The sequence below is a fragment of the Desulfospira joergensenii DSM 10085 genome, from assembly GCF_000420085.1.
In the GTDB taxonomy this organism is placed as follows: domain Bacteria; phylum Desulfobacterota; class Desulfobacteria; order Desulfobacterales; family Desulfobacteraceae; genus Desulfospira; species Desulfospira joergensenii.
Window position 1 is genome coordinate 1,513,296 of sequence record NZ_ATUG01000001.1, and the last position, 19,618, is coordinate 1,532,913.

A 19,618-nucleotide genomic window follows, 5' to 3' on the forward strand; every position below is an offset into this window, starting at 1 on the left:
GAAGGTCAGGGAGTATACCGGTATCCGATCCCGTGAACCGTGCTGATAATTTCCCTGTCCTGGCCCCCTGCCTTGAGTTTCTTGCGGAGCTTGGCAATATGCTGGTCCAGGGTGCGGGTGGTGCCCAGATAGGTTATGCCCCATGCCTTATCCAGCAGTTCGTTCCGACTTAAGACTTCATTGGGACGGCCGTGAAACATCCGGATGAGGGTCAGCTCCCTTTCGGTCAGGTCCTGGGACTCTCCAATCCCGGAAAGCTTGAATGTCCGGGGATTGACTTCAAATCCGCCAAAGGGGAACAGGGAACGGTCAGGCTCTTCACTTTTTCTCAGTCCCCGGCCGGACCGGCGCAGTACCGCATCGATCCTGGCCAGCAGCTCATGGATGCCGAAGGGCTTGGTAATGTAGTCATCGGCCCCAAGGGTCAGGCCGACCACCTTGTCGATCTCCTCGCCCTTGGCCGTGAGCATGATGACGGGGATCTCTTTATCCTTTGCCCGGAGTTCCCGGCAGACATCATACCCGCTTTTTTCCGGCATCATTACATCCAGAATCACCATGTCAAAGTGTCCATTAAAAAACAGATCCAGGGCTTCCCGGCCGTTTCCCGCCTGGGTCACTTCATAGTTTTCGCTTTCAAGTGTGTCCACAAGACCCATCCGGATATGGGCATCGTCTTCCGCCACCAGGATTTTAATCTGCATGATTGATCTCCATGGAAAAACAGGCGCCTTTCCCGTCTCCAGGTTCCAGAACAAGGTCTCCCCCAAGATCCCGCAGGATTCTCCGGGAGATGCTGAGCCCCAGGCCGGATCCGGGCTGGGCAGAGGTCAGGGAATTGTCCGCCCGAAAAAATTTTTCAAAGATCTTTTCCTGATCTTCCCTTTGGATGCCCGGGCCGTCGTCCTGGATTTTCAGGAGAGCTCCGGCATCTGAGGGCTCCAGGACAAATTTAAGAAACCTGCCGCTGCCTGCATATTTCAACGCATTGTCCACAAGGTTCAGGACCACCTGCTCCAGGGCGTCCCGGTCGCTCCTCACCCGGTAGTTCCCGGGGGCGATTTCCTTTACAATTTCAAGGCCAGCCTCCCGGATGCGGATCCCGTGGGCATGGATCAGCCCTTCCAGGAACTCGTCCATTTCAAAATCGGTCACCCGGTAGGTCTTGGTTTTCTGCTCCAGTTTGCCAAAATCGAGGACATTGTTGATCAGCCGGGTCAGACGGGCACTTTCATTGACAATCACCCTCAGATAGGTGGTTTTCTTTTCTCCATCCCCTACCCGGCCGGAAAGCAGAAGTTCGGCATACATGCGGATACTGGTCAGGGGGGTTTTCAGTTCATGGGAAACCGAGGAGACAAAGGAGGTCTTCTGCCGGGCATCCCGGATCTTCTGGGAGGCAAGCCGGGTCAAAAGGACTCCGGCTGCCACCATGGCCGTGATCAAAACGCCCAGGAGCATCATGGATACATAGAAAAATAATTTTCCCGTGCCGGTCATATTCTCATCCAGGTAAATCCCGATCCTCCAATGGGGAAGCAGGCTGGATACCGGGACCTCCATGACCGGTTTATGGGAAGATTCCACGGCCAGGGGGCCGGTCCGGTGAACCACCTCCCCGGAACCGTCCAAAAGAACCAGGGCCGTCCCTTTTCTTGTCAGTTTGGGAAAGTCCACCACCATGCGGGAAAGGATGGTCATCCACTCCAGTTCCACCCCGTACACCGGCCCCCGGGACCGGGGCCGGACCCATCCCAGGATATAGAGCCGGTTTTCGCTGAACCAGGGAATCCATCCAAAGCTCCCCCCGTCCCGGTCTTCCTTTCCCTCTACTTTTCCCGCATGGGTTTCAATGGATTGGGACAGGGAGACCAGAGCCCTCTGGGACGGAGCCTCCTGTTTTTCTTTCAGGGATCCGTAAGAGCCGGAACCCCGGGTCGCCGTGGCCGGTCCTTCCGTCCCCTTTTCCGTTCCAATCCCGGTCTTATTAAAATCAAAGGGTATCCTCCCGGAAAAAAGGGCATCATACCGGTTCTTGAACTGCTGTTCCTCAGGGGTCGATGCCTTTCCGGGAGGCGGATAATCCAGTCCCCTGCCCTTGAGAAAGATAAACACGTTCCGGACCAGGGGATTGGTCTTCTCCCATTTTGCCAGGACCTGTTGTTCATGACCCGGCTCAATATCCAGAAGGGACCGGGTCATCCTGTCCTGTACGGTTTCCATGGTCAAATGGAGGGTCTCGCAGACGGCCCGGGCCCGGTCCGCCATGGCATTCACCGTGGCCCGGCTGATCCGGTCCTGTTCATGGGACAGAAGCTGAAAGGCCACCAGAGCCAGGATCAGGGCAGGCACAAGGAACAGGGCCCAGAACAGGAGTATGATCCGTCTGCTTTTCATATCCCTATTGACTCACCTGCTGGTTTTTCATCTGATAAGATTTTGTCCGGAGCAGTTTCCGGCTTTTCTTGTCCATGCCCCGGGACTCAATGGCCTCGGCCTGGTCCTGAATCTCTTCTGCCTCCTGGAGCAATTCTTCGTCCTGGTACATTCCGCCGATCTCCTTGAGCTTCGTGGCAGACTTCTTCAGGTACTCGGCGGCTTCCCTGGTTTTCCCCTTGTCGGAAAGTTCAATGGCCTTTTCCTGGGCCAGGGCATTGAGGTTGAGCTGGTACTCCCGGACCACTTCCACATTGGCCGATCGGGCCACCTTTTCAGAATCACTGCTGAAGGATGCCCAGGATATTCCCTCTGTCATCTCCTCTTTATGGCTGACAGGATTTTCATACCGGACCTCTGCCCGGGCCAGCTTCCTCTTTGAACCGGCAGGAGACGGAGGCAGGTTCACCTCGATCAGGGCATATTTCTGCTGGCTGCCATAAAGCTGGTTCATATAAATTTCCACCTGGTTTCCCCGGATCCGGCCTTCCCGGCCGATGATTTCAATGGGTTCAACCCCATCTTCCAGGGTCACCACGACACGGACCTGTTTGGCCACCACATTGAGAACATCCCCCAGCTCCTGGGCAAAGATCCTGGGCAGGTCCAGGCTGGATTCCACAAAATAGGTATTTCCGTCGCTTTTCTGGGCCAGCTGGGCCATGAGGTCTTCGTTGTAATCGGTTCCCACGCCCACCGTGGATACGGAGATGTTTTCCTTGACCAGGCCGGCCCCCAGACGCCCCAGGTCACTGGGCATTTTAGGTCCGACATTGGCCAGTCCGTCGGAAAGAAGAATCATCCGGTGAACATATCCCCGGCCCAGGGATTTGCGGATCTCCGCCGCTCCCTGGCTTACCCCGCCGAAAAGAGCCGTATTCCCTCCGGGCTGGATCTGTCGGATGGTCTGGATGATATTCTGAACATTCCGGGCTTTCTGTGCCGGCACGATGGTCTGCACATTGGAGTCATAGACCACCAGGGAAAAGACATCTTCCCTGCCCAGCCTCTTCAGGGCTTCTATGGCGGCGGCCCTGGCCTTTTCCATTTTGGTTCCGCCCATGGAGCCGGACCGGTCCAGAACCAGTCCCAGGTTCACGGGGGGGCGGGTATTCTGCTCGAGAGAAGACGGTGCATCCAGGCTGACCTTCAAAACAAGTTTCTGGGCCCGGCCCGCCTCAAGAACACTCTTTTCCGTTTCCACCCGGCAGACCACCTTGTCAGGCAAAGCCGGTGCAGCAAAAAGACTTGCAGCCGAAACCATGGACCAGGCGATCAGTCCGGTAAAAACCTTCCAGGCCCTACTTTTCTCAAAGATACTTCTGCTCATTTTCCTTCTCCTTTACAATTGAGTTAATCAATTTTAAAAAAAACTGCAATATAAAGATCCTGATCTTTATATCCTGGACTCAACTCTACCGGATGGAATCGGCCCATGTGTCATTCAGTGGTAAAGCATTTGTAAAAAAGATGTAAAAAAGGAAAAGGCCCCCTAAAAAAAAGCAGCCGCCAGGGGGAAGTCCCTGGCGGCTGCAGTGAAATCAAATATCGATAAGATATTTAGGTATACTGATAGAATCCCCGGCCGGATTTTCTTCCCAGCCAGCCCGCTTCCACATATTTTCTGAGCAGGGGACAGGGCCTGTACTTGGAATCCTTGAATCCGTCGTACAGGGTCTCCATGATGGCCAGGCAGGTGTCCAGGCCGATGAGGTCGGCCAGGGCCAGGGGCCCCATGGGATGATTCATGCCCAATTTCATGACCGTATCGATGTCCTCTGCCTTGCCCACACTCTGGTAGAGACAGAACACGGCCTCGTTGATCATGGGCATGAGGATGCGGTTGGCAATGAACCCGGGATAATCATTGGCCTCGGCCGGGGTCTTGCCGAATTTCTCGCACAGATCCCAGGTCAGTTGAAAGGTCTCCTCCGAGGTGGCAATCCCTTTGATGACCTCCACCAGCTTCATCACGGGCACGGGATTCATAAAGTGCATGCCGATGACCTTATCCGACCTTGACGTCTGCGCCGCGATTCTCCCGATGGGAATGGAGGAGGTATTGGTGGAAAGGATCACCCCGGGAGGGCAGATCCGGTCCAGGTCTTCAAAGATCTTGAATTTGAGGTCTTCCCGCTCAACAGCGGCTTCCACCACAAAATCCACACCCTTCATATCTTCCAGGCTGGTGGTGGTCCGGATCCGTCCCAGAATGGCAGTCTTGTCGCCTTCAGAAATCTTTTCCTTTTTCACCATCCGGTCCAGGTTTCTGGAAATGTTGCCTATACCCTTTTCACAGAACTCCTCCTTGATATCGCTCATGAGAACTTCCATGCCGGAGGCTGCCGCCACCTGGGCAATCCCGTTTCCCATCTGTCCCGCACCGATCACACCGAATTTTTCAATACTCATTTTGTCTCCTTATTCAATCAGAAGCCTGAAAGCCAAAAGTCCAAAGCCTTTTGACTTTTGGCTGTTCGCTTTTAGCTCTTCTACCGGTTGACGATCAGGGCCACAGCCTCTCCCCCGCCCAGGCAGAGGGATGCCAGTCCCCGTTTAACGTCCCGCTTTTCCATCTCATGGAGCAGGGTGGTCAACACCCTTGTCCCCGAGGCGCCGATGGGATGGCCCAGGGCAACGGAACCGCCGTTGACGTTGACTTTTTCCGGGTCCAGCTCCAGGACCTTGTTGATCCCGACTGAAGTGCCGGAAAAGGCCTCGTTGATCTCGAACAGGTCAATGTCGGAGATGGTCAGGCCCTCTTTTTTCAACACCTTGGGAATGGCGTAGATAGGGGCCATGAGAACATATTTCATGTCAATGCCAAAGGATGCCTGGGACCCGATCTCGGCCATGATCTTGCAGCCCAGGGCCTTGGCTTTTTCCTTTTCCATGACCACCACGGCCGAGGCCCCGTCGGAAATAATGGAGGCATTTCCGGCCGTGCCCACCCCGTCCTTTTTAAAGGCCGGTCTCATTTTAGACAATAGTTCCAGGCTTGTCTCCTGGGGGCATTCGTCCGTATCAAAAACCTTGGGATCCCCTTTTCTCTGGGGCACCTCAACGGGAACGATCTCATCCTTGAACCGGCCCGAAGCCACGGCTGCATTGGCCCGTTTATAGGATTCCGCTGCATACCGGTCCTGGTCCTCCCGGGACATTCCCCATTTTTCCGAGCAGAGTTCATTGGACATGCCCATGTGAAAATCATTGACCACATCCCAGAGACCGTCATGGATCATGTGATCCTCGATCCTGCCCGGGCCCATGCGAAGTCCCCACCGGGCCTTGTCCATATAATAGGGAGCCATGCTCATGGTTTCCATGCCCCCGGCCACCACCACATCCGCATCCCCGCATTGGATGGCCTGGGCCGCCAGCATCACGGCCTTAAGGGAAGATCCGCAGACCTTGTTCACGGTGATGGCCTCCACCTCCCAGGGAAGACCGGCCTTGACCACAGCCTGCTTTCCCGGGTTCTGTCCGTACCCGCAGGGCAGGACCTGGCCCATGATGCACTCGCTGACCTCTTTATCTTCTATCCCGGCCCTTTTAACGGCCTCCCGGATCACATGGCCGCCCAGATCCGTGGCCCCCATGGTGCTCAGGGTCCCGCCGAAACTGCCCAGGGGGGTTCTTACCGCACTGACTATGACCGCTTTTTTCATATTCCGATTCCCTTTGCTTTAAAATAACTATTTGATTGAAATTATTTTTTTGGCTCCACTGCCAGTACAACCAGCAAGTAAAGCCAAAAGCAAGGAAAGCGGGAAAAGCATTTGATAGGTTTATCCGGCCTCTTTCATCCGTTGGTGTTCTTCCTTTTTCTTTTACAGCTTTTCCTGCTGCTTTACTCGCTTTCTTCGCTCTTATTACATATTTCTGCGATATTTTCCACCCACTTCATACAGGGCCTGGGTAATAGTCCCCAAAGAACAGGACCGCACCGTCTCCATGAGCTGCTCAAACATATTTTCCCCGTTCAGGGCAGCCTGCTGGAGTTTTTCAAGGGCCGGGGCAGAATCTTTTCCATGGACGGTTTTAAATTCATCCAGGCGCCTGAGCTGCTCGTCTTTTTGTTCTTTGGTGGCCCGGGCCAGTTCCAGATGTTCGGCCATTTCCGCGTAGTCGGCATCCGGATCCTGGAAGGTATTGACCCCCACGATGGGATATTTGCCCGTATGCTTGAGATACTCGTAATACATGGACTCTTCCTGGATCTTGCCCCGCTGGTATCCGGTTTCCATGGCCCCCAGGACCCCGCCTCTTTCCGTGATCCTCTCAAACTCGATGAGCACGGCCTCTTCCACCAGGTCGGTGAGTTCGTCCACGATGAAACTTCCCTGCATCGGATTCTCGTTCTTAGCCAGGCCCCATTCCCGGTTGATGATGAGCTGAACGGCCAGGGCCCTTCTCACCGATTCCGTGGACGGGGTGGTAATGGCCTCGTCAAAGGCGTTGGTATGGAGGCTGTTGCAATTGTCATAGATGGCGCACAGCCCCTGGAGGGTGGTCCTTATATCGTTGAACTGGATGTCCTGGGCATGGAGGGACCGGCCCGAGGTCTGGATATGGTATTTGAGCTGCTGGGATTTTGCATTGGCCTTGTACTTGTACCGCATGGCCACGGCCCAGATCCTCCGGGCCACACGGCCGATGACCGTGTATTCGGGGTCCATGCCGTTGGAGAAGAAAAAAGAAAGGGACGGGGCGAACGAGTCAATGTCCATGCCCCGGGACAGATAATACTCCACATAGGTGAACCCGTTGGCCAGGGTAAAGGCGAGCTGGGAAATGGGATTGGCCCCGGCCTCGGCAATATGGTACCCGGAGATGGAGACCGAATAGAAATTTCTCACCTGGTGGTTGATGAAGTACTGCTGGATATCCCCCATCATCTTGAGGGCAAATTCAATGGAAAAAATACAGGAATTCTGGCCCTGGTCCTCCTTGAGGATATCGGCCTGGACCGTGCCCCGGACATTGGACAGGGCAAACTGCCGGACCTGGGCCGCCTCTTCTTCATCGGGCTCCCTGCCCTTTTCTTTTCTGAACTCTTCCATCTGCTGATCAACGGCCGTGTTCATGAACATGGCCAGCATGATGGGGGCCGGACCGTTGATGGTCATGGATACCGAGGTATTGGGGGCGCACAGGTCAAACCCGTTATATAAGAGTTTTACATCGTCCAGGTTGCAGATGGAGACACCGGAGGTGCCGACCTTGCCGTAGATATCCGGCCTTACATCCGGATCACATCCGAACAGGGTCACGGCGTCAAAGGCCGTGGAAAGGCGCTTGGCCTCGTACCCCGAGGAGAGCAGTTTGAACCTCCTGTTGGTATCGGCCGGCCCGCCCTCGCCGGCAAACATCCGGGTGGGATCTTCGTCGGACCGCTTCAGGGGGAAGACCCCGGCCGTATAGGGGAAATTGCCGGCAAAGTTCTCTTTTCTCATCCACGTGTACTGCTCCCCCGGATCCTTGAATCCGGGCAGGGCGATCTTGGGAATTTTTGAATGGGACAGGGACCGGGTGTACAAAGGCACCCTGAACTCTTTATCCCGTACTTTATAGACCAGTTCATCCTTTTCAAATCTTGAGGAACACTCTTCAAAATCCGAAATCAACTGATCGGTGTCTTCCTCCACAAGGGTCCCGGCATCCTTTACGGCCTGTTTCAGGCTCTTGATAACCTGATCCGGATTTTCCAGATCCTGCCCCTCTCCCATGGTTTTCAGGGTCTCGGCAAGATGCCAGCGGTTCCTGGCCGCATCGGCCTGCTTTTCCGTATTTTCATGGTAATCCCGGATGGTATCGGCGATCTCCGCCAGGTACCGGATCCTTTCCCCGGGGATGATAATGGTCTTTGAGGAGGATTCCTTGATCCCGGTCCTGGGGATGGAGGATTCATACCGGATCTGTTTTTTCTCTTCAATCTGGTCCAGAAGTTCGTGGTAGAATGCCGTGATTCCGTCGTCATTGAACTTGGAGGCAATGGTTCCGAACACGGGCATGTCCTTGGGATCCGTATCCCAGGCCTTGCGGTTCCTCTGGACCTGTTTTCTCACGTCCCGGATGGCATCTTCAGATCCTTTTTTCTCGTACTTGTTCACCACCACGATATCGGCATAATCGAGCATATCGATCTTTTCCAGCTGGGACGGGGCCCCGAAATCCGCGGTCATCACGTAAACGGAAAGATCCACCAGATCCACCACCCGGGAATCCCCCTGGCCGATGCCGGCGGTTTCCACCAGGATCATATCGTATCCCGAAGCCTTTGCCACGGCCACGGCATCGGGAAGGGCCTCGGGCAGTTCGGTCTGGGACCTCCGGGTGGCCAGGGACCGCATATAGACCCGGTCCGTATCAATGGCGTTCATCCTTATCCGGTCCCCGAGAAGGGCTCCCCCGGTCTTTCTCCGGGAGGGATCACAGGAGATGATGGCGATGTTCACATCATCCAGATCCCTTAAAATCCGGCTGATCAGTTCATCGGTGAGGGAAGATTTTCCGGCCCCGCCCGTACCGGTAAGGCCGATGACCGGGACATCCCTTTTCCCGGCCAGTTCAGAGACCTTGCCCATGATTTTATCCCGGAGTTCCGGATCTCCGGCCCGGGCTTCCTGGACCGCGGAGATGAAATTGGCGGTCAGGTATTTATTCTCAACACCCAGTCCTCCATAGTCCAGGTTTTCAAAGTCCACACCGGGCTGGTCCATGATCTCCATCATATCGTTGATCATGCCCTGGAGTCCCATGGAAGTTCCGTGCTCCGGAGAGTAGATCCGGGCCACTCCATAGGCCTGGAGTTCTTCGATCTCCGAGGGGATGATCACCCCCCCGCCGCCGCCGAATACCTTGATCCGGGAAGCGCCTTTTTCCTTTAAAAGGTCGACCATGTACTTGAAGTACTCCACATGTCCGCCCTGGTAACTGGAGACGGCGATTCCCTGGGCATCCTCTTCAACAGCGGCATCCACCACCTCTTCTGCCGAACGGTTGTGCCCGATGTGGATCACCTCGGCGCCGGTATCCTGGAGGATCCTGCGCATGATATTGATGGAGGCGTCATGGCCGTCAAAAAGGGAAGTGGCCGTGACGATCTTCACTGAGTTGGCAGGTTTATAGACTTGGCTTTCCGGACTCATCTCATCTCCTTTACCTGGATCCGGTTCCGGCGCCCGTTTGAAACCCGGGCTCAGAACCCTGGAGTTTGATTAAACTAAACTAAGTTTAGACATATCTTTTAGTGGCACATATAAGCAAAAAAATAAACCATAATCTGATTTTTTATTTATATTCCAGACGGGAATCCAATGAAAAAAAGAGAAGAAAAAAGCGTTAGAAGATCAAGCCCAATATGAAATCCGTCTGAACCTCAATATACTGATCAATGGTAAAGTTCTTTTTCAGGTGCCAGCGCCGGAAGGCCCACATCTGGCCGAGAACCGATATATTGTGACCCACCAGGTTGAGGCGGGCCTTGTCCAGCTCGGGAAATTTGTTTTTCCCGGCAAGACCGGCCAGGGCATGGATAAAGATATTGGTGATATTGATCTCATTTTCCAGCACCTGTTTTTTCCACTTCTCCGGAAGGAACTGGGTCACCTGGTACATGAGAAGGATATGGTCGGCCATCCTGTCGCAGACCAGAAAGTACTGCCGGATGATGCCGGCCAGCCTTTCCTTTTCCCGGGCATTGTCTGACAGGGCATTTTCTACGGCTTTCCCGACCTCTTCATGGATGGTCTTGCAGACCAGGTAGAGCAGGTCCTCCTTTGAACTGACATACTCGTACAGGGAACCGATGGAAAAATCAGCGGCCCTGGCAATCATCCGGGTGGTGGTCTTATGGTAGCCGTGCTCAATGAACAACTTCACCGTGGAATCTATGATGTGACGGCGTCTCTCCCGGACCAGATCAGGATTTTTGATCTGGGTGGGCACCTCGCCGTGGGCCGTCTGAACCCTTTTTTTAATGCTTTTGGCCAAAGCATTTCTCCTGTAATCTTATGAAAAAGCGGGAGAAGCCCGGGCAACCTTTTACACGGATATGAGCCGCCATACCGCTGACCGAGCGCTCGTTCATATATAAATGACATGTAATCAAACCCTTGTCAAGATGATTGAACCAGGCCATCGCAAGGGACTTCTTTACGGATTGCTTAAACCGGGCGCATCCGGCTCGCAAGCGCAGAAACTCTGTGTCCTCTGCGCTCTCTGTGGTAAAAAATGCTGTAAGTGAGAACTCTCAAGTTCGAATAAAAAAATGATTCAACGGCCATATGGTAAATTCCTTTGGAATTAGAATTTTGTTAAACCACAGAGGACACAGAGATTTTAGTTTGGCACGGCCAAACCATTAGGTTAAAACAGGATCGGGTTTTCCTCTTTTACATGCGTTGGCCCTGGCCTTATTTTTCCCCTATATTGACTTTATCTGCTGTTAACTGATAACTGATACCCGTTAACTCTTTTACGAAAGGAAACCCCCATGGAACTCAAAACCATATCCATTGAAAACCCGGATGAACTCAATTTCATCCTGGGCCACTCCCATTTTATCAAAACCGTGGAAGACATCCATGAAGCCATTGTCTGCACAGTGCCCGATGCCAAGTTCGGCGTGGCCTTCTGCGAGGCTTCCATGGAATGCCTGGTCCGGTACAGCGGAACCGATGAGGCTTTGATTGAACTGGCCAAGAAAAATGCCTATGAACTTTCCGCAGGCCACTCTTTTATCGTGTTCATGAAGGACATGTTTCCCATCAACATCCTCAACACCATCAAGAACGTCCCGGAAGTGGCCCGGATCCACTGCGCCACGGCCAACCCGGTCCAGGTCATCCTGGCCGAGACCGAACAGGGACGCGGAGTCCTCGGGGTGATCGACGGATTTTCATCCAAGGGGATCGAAACCGGGGAAGATATTGAAAAGCGCAAGGGGTTTTTGCGGATGATCGGGTATAAGCAGTAAAAGCAGCGGGAACAGCTCGATCAGCGAGAACGGCGGGAACAGCCATGGAGGGGCTCGCCACCATTATTTATGCGAACCATAAAACGGCTTTCTTCCTCTGCTGTTCCCGCTGATCGAGCTATTCTAACTGTTCTCGCTCAATTCGCGAAAACCCCGCCCCTGGATCATTGTAAGAAATCCGTTAAAATATAATGAAAGGTTCGCTGAGCCCGGGCCCTCCTATTGACTTTCTTTTTCCAGTCAGATATTGCCATATCCATTGGTTGTGAATTGATCTTGTGACCCATTATTTCACCGTATTATCCGGAGGGCCCATGCAATCCTGCTCATCATCCCAGAATCCTACCGGAAACAACCCCAATTTTCTTAATCATATCAGGACCTTCCTGGTCTGCTTCAGCGCACTTTTCTGGATTGTCTTTTTCAATACCCCGGCCTGGTCATCGGAAGTGGCCGATACAGACTCGTCAACTATCCTGCAAAGCCAAGAGATGGACAGCACAGAGCTCTTTGTGGAAGAAGTCCCCGAACCTTTGGTTTCGGATCAGGAAGAAACCGAATCCGACAGCCCGGACCTGGAAGAAGAGTCAGTTTCAGCCAAGGCCATGAGCCTGAGTACCGCCTCAACAGACACTGAGCTGGGAGACTCCTCATCAGGCCTTTCCCTTCCCACGGTCAATACCATGCAGTATACAGGTGCAGCCACCGTATCCGTTCCCATTCTCGTTCCCCCGGGCCGGGCCGGCATACAGCCGAAGATCAACCTGGTCTACAACAGCTACAAAAAGAACGGCTGGATCGGCATGGGATGGGATATCGACATGGGGGCGATCCAGCGGTCCACCAGACACGGGCTTGATTATTCGGCCGATGATTATGTCGTGGCCATGGGTGGGAATTCCGACCTGGTTCCTAGGCCGGACTGGGGAACTGATTTTTACGGGGCCAAGATTGAAGGAGGCTTTACCAAATATTATTTCAACACATCCACCAATGGATGGGAGGCCACGGACAAAAGCGGCCTGAGATATTATTTTGGCACTACGGAAGCTTCCCGGCAGGATGATCCTGATGACAGTTCGCGGATTTTTAAGTGGTGTTTGGATAAGGTTGTGGATACCAATGGCAATTATATGACAATTGCTTATGTCAAAGACCAAGGTCAGATTTATCTTTCAAGGATTGATTATACGGGAAACCAAGGAACATCATCTGCTAACCTTTCTAATTCTGTGATTTTTCATTTGGAAGATGGGCGACCTGATCAGGCAAAAATGTACAATATTAACTTTGAAGTTATTACTGGAAAAAGAATAAAAGCTATTGAGATAAAAACATATGACAGGTTAGCGCGAGCTTACAAATTTTCATATATAGAAAGTATAAATAGTCATAGGTCTCTCTTGGAGAAAATTCAGGAATATGGGAATGATGTAACAATAGAAACGGATGGTAATATTATCGGCGATAGTGATTTGTATTCAAAACAATTGTATTATTTTGGCCACGAGCTTTCGTCATTCGATAATATTAACTTGGATATGTGGGGGGCAGTATATCAAAATCCAAAAATTATTGCTGGAGATTACAATGGTGACGGTAAAACCGATATCCTTTATATCATAGAGCGAACAGATGGCTACTATGACTGGCGATTGCGCCTTTCGAATGGTTCGTCATTCGATAATATTAACTTGGATATGTGGGGGGCAGTATATCAAAATCCAAAAATTATTGCTGGAGATTACAATGGTGACGGTAAAACCGATATCCTTTATATCATAGAGCGAACAGATGGCTACTATGACTGGCGATTGCGCCTTTCGAATGGTTCGTCATTCGATAATATTAACTTGGATATGTGGGGGGCAGTATATCAAAATCCAAAAATTATTGCTGGAGATTACAATGGTGACGGTAAAACCGATATCCTTTATATCATAGAGCGAACAGATGGCTACTATGACTGGCGATTGCGCCTTTCGAATGGTTCGTCATTCGATAATATTAACTTGGATATGTGGGGGGCAGTATATCAAAATCCAAAAATTAATACTGGAGATTACAATGGTGACGGTAAAACCGACATCCTTTATATCATAGAACGAACAGATGGCTACTATGACTGGCGATTGCGCCTTTCGAATGGTTCGTCATTCGATAATATTAACTTGGATATGTGGGGGGCAGTATATCAAAATCCAAAAATTAATACTGGAGATTACAATGGTGACGGTAAAACCGATATCCTTTATATCATAGAGCGAACAGATGGCTACTATGACTGGCGATTGCGCCTTTCGAATGGTTCGTCATTCGATAATATTAACTTGGATATGTGGGGGGCAGTATATCAAAATCCAAAAATTAATACTGGAGATTACAATGGTGACGGTAAAACCGATATCCTTTATATCATAGAGCGAACAGATGGCTACTATGACTGGCGATTGCGCCTTTCGAATGGTTCGTCATTCGATAATATTAACTTGGATATGTGGGGGGCAATAAATCAAAATCCAAAAATTAATACTGGAGATTACAATGGTGACGGTAAAACCGATATCCTTTATATCATAGAGCGAACAGATGGCTACTATGATTGGCGATTAAAGTTAGCAGCACCACACGAATCTCCAGATCTTCTAAAAAGTATTAATTCCTCCTTTGGCAGCACTAGCCAATTTACCTATAAACCTTCATCAGAATACAACAACACCCTTCTCGCTTATATCATCCATCCGGTTGAAACGCTGACCATTGATGATGGAAACGGAGTGTCATCAACCACACAGTATTCCTATGCACAAGGATTCTTTGATCTTGCGTCCAGAGACTTTCGTGGCTTCGGCAACGTAACCCAAACCAATCCCGACGGGACCCAGACCATAACCAAATTCCATCAGGACGAGTTCAACAAGGGACGGCAGTGCCAGGTTGATTTTAAAGATCCTTCCGGAACATTGCTGTCCAGGCAGACCCTGACCTGGGAAACCCAATATCTGGATGATCCGGACAATACCTTTGCCTTTGTGAAGCTTGCCCGAAAACGAACGGAAAATTATGATGATGAAACCACATTTGTCCAGGAAGATTATGTCCATGACGATGCCAACGGGAATCTCCTGAGCACCATCTCCTCCGGCACAGGGGCGGAAAGCCTGACCACGACCCTTACCTATGAAAACTTCGGGGACTGGGTATGGAGAAAGACCTCGGAGACCCTTGCCGGCAGCACCAGCGGCCTGGTCCGGCAGACCGGTTTCGACTATGAATCCGGCACAGGCAATCTGCTGGGCAGATCCTATTCCCTTGACGGGGTGAATGATCCCTATATTTCATTTGCCTATGACACCTACGGCAATCTGACGGCTTCGACCGATGCCCGGGGCAACACCACCATTACCACCTATGATACGGAAACCCGGACCTATCCGGTTTTTATTGAATATCCTGTGACCGGCGGCGTCTCCCATATAGAACAGACCCTGGAGATCGACTACCGGTTCGGCAAACCCCTCCTGACCCAGGATGAAAACGGAAACCGGACCTCCTATACCTATGATGAATTCGGCCGCCTGGTTCAGACCGATCTGCCCAACGGCGGCCAGGCTGTCACCCAGTACTTTGATGATGCCTCTCCCCGGTATGTGATCTCCAGTGTCAAGGAAGACGACAGCGGGAACTGGATCGATGCCGTTACCTATCTGGACGGTTTTAACCGGAAAATCCAGAACGTTACCCTGGGCGAGGACGGAAAATTCATCACCTCCAGAATTTATTACGATGAAATGGGCCGGGCCTATCTGACCGAAGGGCCGTTCTTCGCATCGGACAGCGCCTATCCCCAGACAGCTCCCACTGACAGTCCCTGGAGCCAGACCCTCTTTGACTACCGGGGCAGACCCGTCTCCATTGACAGTCCGGACAGCGTCCATGACACGATCACCGCGACCTTCTCCTATTCCGGTCTTTCAACCACCATTACGGACCCGGACGGCGCCGGCCGGACGGAAACCAAGGATTATCTGGGGCGTCTGATCCGGGTAACCGAACATGCCGATGATCAGACAGACTATGTGACAACCTACCAATACAATGCCGCTTCCGACCTCCTGAACGTGACGGACCATTGCGGCAATGAAACCTCCATGACCTATGATGCCCTGGGACGCAAGACCGGCATGGTCGATCCGGACATGGGCACCTGGTCCTATACCTATGACGCCAACGGCAATCTTTTGACCCAGACCGACGCCAAAAACCAGACCATCACCTTTGCCTATGATGAGCTGAACCGACTGATCTCCAAGGACTATGACACCACAGATCCGGATGTTGCCTACACCTATGACAATCTGTCCATTGCCAATGGCCGGGGAAGACTCTATCAGACCTCCAACGGCCGGGTGACCACCACCATTGACGGATACGACTCCCTGGGCAATGTGCTGTCGGAAACCAGGACACTGACAGGAGCGCCCCAAACCTATACCACCTCCTTTACCTATGACCTTGCCGGCAAAGTCCTGACCACCACAACTCCGGATGCTTTCACGGTGACCAATACCTATATCCCGGGCACCGGACTTCTGGAAAGCGTCACAGGGTCCGACGGACTTACCTATGCCTCCCTGAGCGGCTATACGCCCGGCGGTAAAATCGGCCTTGTGGAGCACGGCAACTACACCTATACCCAGTACGCCTACGACAGCTTGTCCGGGCGGCTGGCTTCGCTCCTGACCTCCCGCACCGGCCCCACGGAAACCATGCAGCAAAGATCCTATTCCTATACACCGGCCGGGGATCTCTCCGGGATCACGGACAGCCTGAACGCGGTCTCCTACACCTATACCTATGACGGTCTCCACCGGCTGACCAGTGAAACCGGGTCCGGGACCCCGCTTTCCTATACCTATGACGCCATCGGCAACATTGCCTCCAAAACCGCGGGAACCGGCACCATGACCTACAGCCACGGAGGGACAAGGCCCCACGCCGTGGACAGCATCACCCTCAACGGCACAAATTTTGACTATGTCTACGACGCCAACGGGAACATGACCCAGGGGCCGGATCTTTCCGATCCCCTCCTGCCGGGGACCCGGACCGTTACCTATAATGCCGACAACATGCCCGTCACCGTCACCCACGTCCGGAACGGAACGACCCAGGCCATGGAACTTACCTATGACGGCTCCGGGGCCCGGGCCATCAAAACGGTCCAGGGCGGCGGGACCACCTATTATGTCAACGGCCTTTTCCAGGTCAAAGAGACCGGAACCGGCACGGAAACCACCCGGTTCATCTTTGCCGGGAACCTGCGCATCGCCCAGATCCAGGACAGCGTCCCCAGCTTTTTCCACAAGGATCACCTGGGCAGTTCCACCATCATGAGCGATGCTGCCGGCACCCCCCTGGAATCCAGCGAGTACCTCCCCTATGGCGGCCTGAGATCCCACACCGGCACCGATACCTCCAACTACAAGTTCACGGACCAGGAACTGGACCCGGAATCCGGCCTCTACAATTACAACGCCAGGCTCTACGACCCGGTGATCGGGAAATTCGTCACCGCAGATACGGTTGTTCCCGATCCGGCCAATCCCCAGACCTTGAACCGGTATAGTTATTGTTATAATAATCCGCTTGTTTATGTTGATCCTTCCGGGCACTTCGGATTCATAATTGGAGCCATCATCGGAGCTGTTATCTCAGGAGTCCAAAGTGATTGGGACCCTGAAGCAATGATTGCCGGAGCAGTGATTGGTGGTATTTCTGGCGGAGTTTTTTCTGGCGTTGAGAGTGCCGTCACAAGCGGACTTGCGGGCATAGCTGGAGGTCCAGCAATGAGTTTTACCACTGCAAGTGTAATATCTAACATTGCGGGCGGTGCTGCTGCAGGGGCAGTAGCAGGAGGCCTCAATGCTCACTATTATGGTGGTGATATTGGTCAAGGAGTTCTCAAAGGTGCCTTTGGTGGTGCTGTGTTCGGAGGAATTGGTGGTTATTATGGTAATAGTTGGGGGTGGGGGCGTGTAGGAATAACTACTTTCGCTGGTGGTGTGGTTTCTGAAGTAAACGGCGGTGACTTTATGACAGGAGCTGCGCTGTCTGGAGGGATATCTCTTTTAGCGTATTCTGCTACAACAATGAGAAGCAAAATGATTGAGCAATCAAAATTAGATCGCAGGAATGCGTCAGGGATAAGCGCTGGCCACAAGGGCGATGGATTTAAGCTGGCTGGTGGACGGTTCAATGCAAAGTCTCCGTCTGCAGAAAGTTACCTTGGAGGAAGACAGGGAGGTCCTGGATCTATATTTGGCCGTTCTTACAAGCCGGGATCATTTGCTGATCTATTGTGTGAAGCATATGCCGGTCCTCACGATTATCTTAATAGTCCAATATGGTATAACGCAATGGGCAACATCAACACAAACATGAGTAGCCTATCGGTGGCTTTGGGTGAAGTTATGAACTGGGCTAATGTGGCTGTTGCTACCCCTTTTGTCGCTGCTGATATGATGCCTTCTTATCTTATGCCATCTTTGATAGATGAACGATAAAAAAAGGTTAAATGAAATATTAATGAAAAGATTATATGTTATGAAGACTGTATTGATCACGTTCATCATATTATTTCTCACCTCAATTATTGGCTGTGTATCTATTGAAAAAAGAAGACTTATTTTTATTGACGAAAGAAATTTCGATATCGGAAGAGTTGTGTTTGATGTTCCGCTTCCTGAGCCAATAGATATTATCAAAATTGATGAAGCGAAAAGTAAATATCTATATAAATTTGAGGATTCAGGATGCCAATGGATATATATTGTTGATAATAAGAGTAAAAGAATTATTTCTTGGGAATTCATTAGTGACCCTGATTTCTGTTATATAGAGTTCAAAGGGCCATGGTAGCTTAAAGCTACGAATAAAGGGGCGGCGGGCGGGAACAGATTATCAAGCTGGGGTCAGGTCTTGAAAAATAAGATTTATCATGTTATAGAAACGAAACCATGGCCCGTCCCCTCAGAATAGAATATCCCGGAGCGGTTTACCACATCACTGCCCGCGGGAACGCCCGGGATCGCATCTTCCTGGAAGACGAAGACAGAGACCGTTTTCTGGAAATATTATCTGACACTCTCCAACGATATAACTGGCTGTGCCATGGGTTATGCCTGATGGACAACCATTACCACCTTCTTATTGAAACCATTGACCCTACACTTTCCCGCGGTATGAGACAGCTCAACGGGGTCTACACCCAGTCGTTCAACCGCAGGCATCACCGGGTGGGGCATGTTTTCCAGGGCCGGTACAAAGCCATCCTGGTTCAAAAAGAGACCCATCTGCTGGAGCTCTGTCGGTATGTTGTCCTGAATCCGGTCAGGGCGAAAATGGTGGAAAAGCCCGGGGATTGGAAATGGAGCAGTTTTCATGCAACCGCTTCCAAAGGCTCTATCCCTAACTGGCTGACAACAGACTGGATATTGGGGCAGTTTGCACAGAATAGAAAAGCCGCCCGGAAAAGCTATCTAAAATTTGTTGAGAGCGGTATTTCAGAAAAAACTTCTCCTTGGGACAGATTGAAAGGGCAAATATTTTTCGGCAGCAAAGGCTTTATACAATCCATAAAATCAAAAAATGAAGATATTAAAGAGGTTCCGAAAGTTCAAAGATATGCTACCCGGATCAGGCTTGAAAACCTGTTTCGGGATATAAAGAATAAACAACACCGGAATGAAAAAGTATGGATGGCTTATGCTCGATACGGTTATACAATGAAAGAGATCGCCGACTATCTATCCATACACTATACAACGGTGAGTAAAATCATTAACCAAAGAAAAAAATGATATTTCAAGACCTGACCCCAAATTTTGACCCCAAATTTCATTTCAAATTTACAGAAGGGAAACTTGTGTTTGGCTTTAATAAAAAGCTTACAGGACATTTTTGGAAAGATTTCTTTACCCAAGGTGGGCCTTTAAGTAAGTCTATGAATTATATCCCCGGGATGAATGCTATGGCTCATCTTCATGACTTCTGGATGAACAGCTTATTTGACAATATGTTGGTAAATTTTGGAACCATGCCGTTAGCCGCCGCAATCACTTATGGCAGCGTATTAGGCGGGGCTCACGCTCCAATGACCGTTCCGATATACACGGGACTACGACAGAGAAACTAATTTTT

General features: G+C 51.4%; 13 protein-coding genes. 5 read left to right on the forward strand and 8 right to left on the reverse strand.

All coding sequences use genetic code 11. From position 1 onward, the window contains the following. Window positions 1-5: 5 nt before the first annotated feature. The 7 genes from F608_RS0107630 to F608_RS0107660 form a co-directional block, all read right to left on the reverse strand. Window positions 6-704: a response regulator transcription factor gene (locus F608_RS0107630; protein ID WP_022665038.1), complete on the reverse strand. Its 699-nt coding sequence runs from the start codon at window positions 702-704 to the stop codon at window positions 6-8. After that, complete coding sequence (locus tag F608_RS0107635) at window positions 694-2,397, reverse strand: sensor histidine kinase (protein WP_022665039.1); 1,704 nt, start codon at window positions 2,395-2,397, stop codon at window positions 694-696. Before F608_RS0107635 ends, F608_RS0107630 begins: the two co-directional genes overlap by 11 nt. Before the next feature lie 4 nt (window positions 2,398-2,401). Further along, entirely contained in the window at window positions 2,402-3,766 is a 1,365-nt protein-coding gene (locus F608_RS0107640) for a vWA domain-containing protein (RefSeq protein ID WP_022665040.1), read from the reverse strand. A gap of 230 nt (window positions 3,767-3,996) precedes the next feature. After that, window positions 3,997-4,848, reverse strand: a complete 852-nt coding sequence (locus tag F608_RS0107645) for a 3-hydroxybutyryl-CoA dehydrogenase (RefSeq protein ID WP_022665041.1) — start codon at window positions 4,846-4,848, stop codon at window positions 3,997-3,999. An 80-nt stretch (window positions 4,849-4,928) separates the two neighbouring features. After that, entirely contained in the window at window positions 4,929-6,104 is a 1,176-nt protein-coding gene (locus F608_RS0107650) for an acetyl-CoA C-acetyltransferase (RefSeq protein WP_022665042.1), read from the reverse strand. Window positions 6,105-6,308: 204 nt separating this feature from the next. After that, complete coding sequence (gene icmF, locus F608_RS0107655; RefSeq protein WP_022665043.1) at window positions 6,309-9,587, reverse strand: fused isobutyryl-CoA mutase/GTPase IcmF; 3,279 nt, start codon at window positions 9,585-9,587, stop codon at window positions 6,309-6,311. A gap of 193 nt (window positions 9,588-9,780) precedes the next feature. Continuing rightward, window positions 9,781-10,431, reverse strand: a complete 651-nt coding sequence (locus F608_RS0107660; RefSeq protein WP_022665044.1) for a TetR/AcrR family transcriptional regulator — start codon at window positions 10,429-10,431, stop codon at window positions 9,781-9,783. Window positions 10,432-10,933: 502 nt separating this feature from the next. On the opposite strand from F608_RS0107660, the gene F608_RS0107665 reads away from it, so the two are divergent. Next, window positions 10,934-11,416, forward strand: a complete 483-nt coding sequence (locus F608_RS0107665; RefSeq protein ID WP_022665045.1) for an adenosine-specific kinase — start codon at window positions 10,934-10,936, stop codon at window positions 11,414-11,416. 544 nt (window positions 11,417-11,960) lie between these two features. Here the strand turns inward: F608_RS0107665 and F608_RS36865 are convergent. Beyond that, a complete protein-coding gene (locus F608_RS36865) occupies window positions 11,961-12,137 on the reverse strand; it encodes a hypothetical protein (RefSeq protein WP_244154250.1) in 177 nt (58 codons plus the stop codon). On the opposite strand from F608_RS36865, the gene F608_RS35625 reads away from it, so the two are divergent. The 4 genes from F608_RS35625 to F608_RS0107690 all read left to right on the forward strand — a co-directional run bounded on the left by F608_RS35625 (window position 12,100) and on the right by F608_RS0107690 (window position 19,613). Further along, complete coding sequence (locus F608_RS35625; protein ID WP_425248196.1) at window positions 12,100-17,982, forward strand: FG-GAP-like repeat-containing protein; 5,883 nt, start codon at window positions 12,100-12,102, stop codon at window positions 17,980-17,982. The two genes, F608_RS36865 and F608_RS35625, sit on opposite strands and share 38 nt — an antisense overlap. Next, window positions 17,972-18,337, forward strand: a complete 366-nt coding sequence (locus tag F608_RS0107680) for a tudor domain-containing protein (protein ID WP_153307463.1) — start codon at window positions 17,972-17,974, stop codon at window positions 18,335-18,337. The genes F608_RS35625 and F608_RS0107680 overlap by 11 nt, the downstream gene beginning before the upstream one ends. A 98-nt stretch (window positions 18,338-18,435) precedes the next feature. Continuing rightward, the gene (locus tag F608_RS37330; protein WP_022665049.1) at window positions 18,436-19,278 is read left to right on the forward strand and encodes an REP-associated tyrosine transposase; all 843 of its coding nucleotides are present in this window, start codon (window positions 18,436-18,438) and stop codon (window positions 19,276-19,278) included. Beyond that, entirely contained in the window at window positions 19,275-19,613 is a 339-nt protein-coding gene (locus F608_RS0107690; RefSeq protein WP_022665050.1) for a hypothetical protein, read from the forward strand. Before F608_RS37330 ends, F608_RS0107690 begins: the two co-directional genes overlap by 4 nt. Window positions 19,614-19,618: the final 5 nt, after the last annotated feature.